At 40.4% G+C, this 4,880-nt stretch carries 3 protein-coding genes and 1 pseudogene; all 4 read right to left on the reverse strand.

Going from position 1 to position 4,880, the window contains the following annotated elements; genetic code table 11:
• Nucleotides 1-100 precede the first annotated feature (100 nt).
• A pseudogene (locus H6G40_RS22455) lies at nt 101-391 on the reverse strand (hypothetical protein); the annotation flags it as partial.
• Nucleotides 384-1,859 carry an AAA family ATPase gene (locus H6G40_RS22460; protein WP_069474739.1) on the reverse strand — a complete coding sequence of 492 codons (1,476 nt, stop codon included), beginning with the start codon at nt 1,857-1,859 and terminating at the stop codon, nt 384-386. The pseudogene H6G40_RS22455 and the gene H6G40_RS22460, both read right to left, overlap by 8 nt.
• Before the next feature lie 69 nt (nt 1,860-1,928).
• Nucleotides 1,929-4,553 carry an alanine--tRNA ligase gene (gene alaS / locus H6G40_RS22465; RefSeq protein ID WP_069474738.1) on the reverse strand — a complete coding sequence of 875 codons (2,625 nt, stop codon included), beginning with the start codon at nt 4,551-4,553 and terminating at the stop codon, nt 1,929-1,931.
• A gap of 71 nt (nt 4,554-4,624) precedes the next feature.
• Nucleotides 4,625-4,880: RpnC/YadD family protein (locus H6G40_RS22470; RefSeq protein ID WP_190538252.1), on the reverse strand; the 256-nt coding region annotated here is incomplete at its 5' end.

Genomic DNA, 4,880 nt, shown 5'->3' on the forward strand with positions numbered 1-4,880 from the left:
CAATTCTCCAAAGTCTGACTACAGAAGTTTAATCCCCCTAAATCCCCCTTAAAAAGGGTGACTTAAATTCGATGTGTAGTTTTCATTTAGAGAAATGGTATAATATAGCTTTTTCAGGGGTTTTGCCGGAAGCAGAGATACCGGGTATCTCTTTTTCTAAATTGATAACCCAGATTTTATCTACTTCTGTAGATATATTTTTGTCATTTTTAGACGATAACTGTAAGTGATTAATAACTACTTTCTTTAAATCGCTCTTATTTGTTTCTTGAATTTCAATATACTCATCCTGACTAAGGCAGATTTCTTCAATAAAACCCGATTTTTCTAAAGCTTGGTGAAACTCTTGTCTAAGGGAAAATATTTCTTTTTTTGAGTTAGACTTACTCATTCTCTGCTAAATAGATATGATTGGTTAAAATTTCTCCAGATTTCTGCACAGAGTTGATAACTTCTGTAAAATTACGAAAATAAACACCATATTGACTGGTTCCATAATCAATAATTTTATCACCTGTGAAAAAGTAAACCCCTAAGTCTTCTTTAGCAATTGAAATTTCTGGATTTAAATTTTTTAATTGATTATCTTCAATAATTTTTGTGACATCAACATCATAACTTTTTAAGGTATGAAGATAAACATAATTGTTGAGAATATCGGTTAAAATCGGGCTATGGGTGGTGATCAAAACCCGATTATTATGCTCGGTGACAAATTGAACTAAAATATCCATTAAGCGAATTTGATTTTCGGGATGCAAATTAACCTCTGGTTCATCTATCATCAAAAAATTGTTTTTTTCCTTGGCCCAATATTTGAGATAAAGATACAAGATAGTCAACTGATTGACTGAAGATGAAGCTAGATACATAGGTAAATCTTTGCTTTCATCGAATTTAAAAGAAAATTGAATAGGTGCGATCGATTCTAGACTAGAAATGGTGATTTCTCCTCCCATTAATCTGCTCATCTTTTCGATCAGAGAATTATAAACTGAATTAATTTCTTTCTTGGTATTGAGAGAATAAAGCGACTCAATCACTTTATTCATTGGTTCTGTATAAGACCTTTTGGGTAATTGTTCCCGAAGACGTTTTAATTTATCTTCATTACTGTCACCATCATCATCAATATTTTCTATTAATTCTTGCAATCGACGATTATACTCACTTCTTTTATTTCTCTCTATCTCATAAATGTACTGGTAGAAAACAGGAAAAAAGCTACGACTAGCGGGGATAAAAAAAGTATCTTGTATCGGAGACAAAAGCACTCTTATTATTGACGGAATAATTACTGATTCCTTGTATGGTTTAGCTCTCTCAAAAAAGTCTCTGGGTATTTGATCAAATACTTTCTCAGGGATATTATTCTCTTTTATATTTATTGTTAGGCTACCTTTGCCCTTGCTAATCTGTAAATACTCCAGATCATTATTTCCTGCAACACGAACCAAAAAAGTTGTTTTAAATGTCGTCTCTTTAAATTCTTTAATATCCGCTTGAAAAATTAATTTATTGGAACCAATAATCGTTTCTTTAATACTGGCATCAAGATTATAAGTATTAACAACTTCTTTTTCAATAAACTGGCTAAATTTATTGAGAATTTCATCGATTAATTCTTGATTGATCCTAATTTTTTTAATAGGTTTTTCCGAGTCAATTAATAAAGAATCAATTTGGGTATTTTCGGAAAACTTTCTAATATTGTCATTATTAAAAATTGTCCATAAAAGCTGAGAAACTAGGGTTTTGCCACTATTGTTGTAGCCAATAAAAGTATAAAACTTCTTGGTTAAATCTATAGCTTGATTATTATTTCTAATTGATCCCAAATTCTTGATCAGTAGTTCCATATTATTTTTACCAATCACACCGAGAGGATAACTAATTTTTAAAGGTGGACAAAATGCCCACCCTTAAAACTATTGTAAACTGCTAGTTAACTGACTTTTGGCCTTAGCTAAAGCTTCGCTTAACTTACTAGCATCCCGTCCCCCAGCTTGAGCTAAATTGGGACGGCCACCACCACCACCGGCGCAGATTTTAGCGATCGCACCGATAAATTTACCCGCTTGTAAACCCTTATCTTTAATCACCCGGGGACTAAAAGCGGCCACTAAACTCACTTTATCAGCTGCCGGAGTCGAGGCCAAAATTACCGCCCCTTCCCCTAATTTTTGCTGTAGTCTTTCGGCTGCAGCCATCAAAGCATTAGCATCAATATCACCCAAAGAAGCGACTAATAGCTTAAATTCGCCGATAGATTCAGCTTGAGATAGCAAAGCATCTGATTTATTTAGTGCCAACTCCTGTTTAACCGCTTCTAACTGCTTTTGTGTCCCCTTTAACTCTGATTGTAGGGCCGTAATGCGATCGGGAATTTCCAGAGGTTTGACCTTAAAGCGATCGCACAAATCCCGTACCACCTGATCCCGTTCATTCAAATAGGCTAACACGGCAGGGCCGGCCACCGCTTCGATGCGACGAATTCCTGCGGCGATTCCCGTCTCGGAGATGATTTTAAATAAACCGATCTCGGCGGTATTTTTAACGTGAGTTCCCCCGCATAATTCCATAGAAACGCTAGGAATATCGATAACTCGCACTTCTGAGCCGTATTTCTCGCCAAACATAGCAATAGCTCCCTTTTGCTTCGCTTCTTCCAATCCCATCACCGCTATCTGGGTGTCATGCGCTTCGGCAATCCAAGTGTTAATCTGTTCTTCCACCTGTTGCAATTCAGAGTTAGTCAGGGGACGAGGACAGTTAAAATCAAAACGGAGGCGCTCAAAACTGACGAGGGAACCCGCTTGGGAAATCCCCCCATCGACAAGCTTTTTCAGGGCCGATTGTAGCAGATGGGTGGCGGTATGATTAGCTTGAGCGCGACGACGACAGGAGCGATCAATCTGAGCATTAATTGTATCGCCGGTGGTGACAATTCCCCGCTCAATCCGACCAAAATGGATAAAAATCCCCGATTCTTTCTGCACATCCTCAACGCGGATAAGCAGATTATCGCCAGTTAAATAACCCTTGTCACCGATTTGTCCACCCGATTCGGCATAAAAAGGGGTTTTATCGAGAACTATCTGCACCTCAGTGCCTGCTGCGGCCGATTCCACCGTTTTACCAGCGACTAAAACCGCCGTTACTGTTGCGGTTGCTTGCAAATCCGTATAACCGAGAAATTCCGTCGGGTGAATATGTTCTGCCAGCTTATCTAAACTACCCTGTACCGTCAAATCTATGGTTTCGTGGGCGGCTTTTGATCTTTGCTGCTGTTTTTTCATTTCCTGCTCGAAACCCGCCGTATCGACGCTTAAACCCTGCTCCTCGGCGATTTCTTGAGTCAGTTCCAGGGGGAAGCCATAGGTATCATAAAGGGTAAAAGCATCGACTCCCGAAATCTGGCTTTTTTCTTTTTCTAGAATCGATTCGAGCAGTTTCTCGCCTCTTTCTAGGGTTTCTAAAAATCTCGCTTCCTCTCGCTCTAATTCTGCCTTGATCACCGTTTCTCGTTCCCGAACATTGCCATAGACGGACTCGGAAAGAGCGATCGCCACTTCCGCCACTTTGGTGATAAATTGACCTTCAATACCGATTAAACGCCCGTGTCGTACTACTCTCCGAATCAGACGACGCAGGACGTAACCTCTGTCAGTATTCGATGCTGAGATACCATCCGCTATCATGTGTACTACCGAACGCACATGATCGCCGATGACTTTTAGGGAAACTTTCGTTTTTTCGTCCGCTTTCTGGTAGTCTATGGCTGCTAACCGGGCCGCTTCGGCGACAATCGGGAAAATTAGGTCAGTTTCGTAGTTATTGGCGACTTTTTGCAGGATTTGCGCCATCCGTTCCAAACCCATCCCCGTATCGATGTTTTTATTCGCTAGGGGTGTCAGATTGCCATCCGCGTCGCGGTTATACTGCATGAAGACGAGGTTATAAAACTCGATAAAACGGCTATCATCCTCTAAATCGATGGTTTTATCCCCTAATTCCGGGTGAAAATCGTAGTAAATTTCCGAACAGGGACCACAGGGACCCGTGGGACCCGATACCCAAAAGTTATCCGCTTCGCCCATTTTTTGGATACGATGGGCAGGAATACCGATTTTATCGCGCCAGATAGCGAAAGCTTCCTCATCCTCTTTAAAGACACTAACGACTAATCTTTCGGGGGGAAGGTTAAAAACTTCTGTGGACAATTCCCAGGCCCAGGCGATCGCTTGTTCTTTAAAATAATCACCAAAGCTAAAATTGCCCAACATCTCAAAAAAAGTATGATGTCTAGCAGTCCGGCCGACATTTTCGATATCGTTGGTGCGAATACATTTTTGAGAAGTGGTAGCGCGGGGAAATTCTGGGGTCTTTTGCCCTAAGAAAATCGGTTTAAAAGGGAGCATTCCCGCAATAGTCAGCAAAACGGTGGGGTCTTCTGGTACTAGAGAGGCACTAGGGAGAATTTTATGGTTTCTGGCCGCAAAAAAGTCTAAAAATCGCTGGCGAATCTCGCTTCCGCTTAGGTGGTTACTCATAGAAGATGTCAGTTAGTCAGAAAATGCCTATTTTATCCATTGTGGCATTTTTGCGTTTTAACTCTCCACCTTTACTCTCGCGCCGCTTGTCGGACCTGCTCTAAGTCTAAATCCAAAGCTTGAGCGATTTGTTCCACACTTAAACCCAAGGCCAGCAAACGGGGAATAGATTCCAGTTTTCCTTCTAGTTTTCCTTCTAGTTTTCCTTCTAGTTTTCCTTCCTGTCGTCCTTCCCGTTTAGTTGCTTCCTTCCATTCCTGATAGGTTTGAGATAAAGTCATAAACACCTCTCTATCCTCAGTTTCTAGGATGTTATTTATTTCCATA

This window comes from Microcystis viridis FACHB-1342 (assembly GCF_014698335.1).
Classification (GTDB): domain Bacteria; phylum Cyanobacteriota; class Cyanobacteriia; order Cyanobacteriales; family Microcystaceae; genus Microcystis; species Microcystis ichthyoblabe_A.

What these genes read in the sequence shown, in the direction of transcription:
- alaS (WP_069474738.1), bottom strand. Translation starts at nt 4,553, where the DNA reads ATGAGTAACCACCTAAGCGGAAGCGAGATTCGCCAGCGATTTTTAGAC.
- H6G40_RS22460 (WP_069474739.1), bottom strand. Translation starts at nt 1,859, where the DNA reads ATGGAACTACTGATCAAGAATTTGGGATCAATTAGAAATAATAATCAA.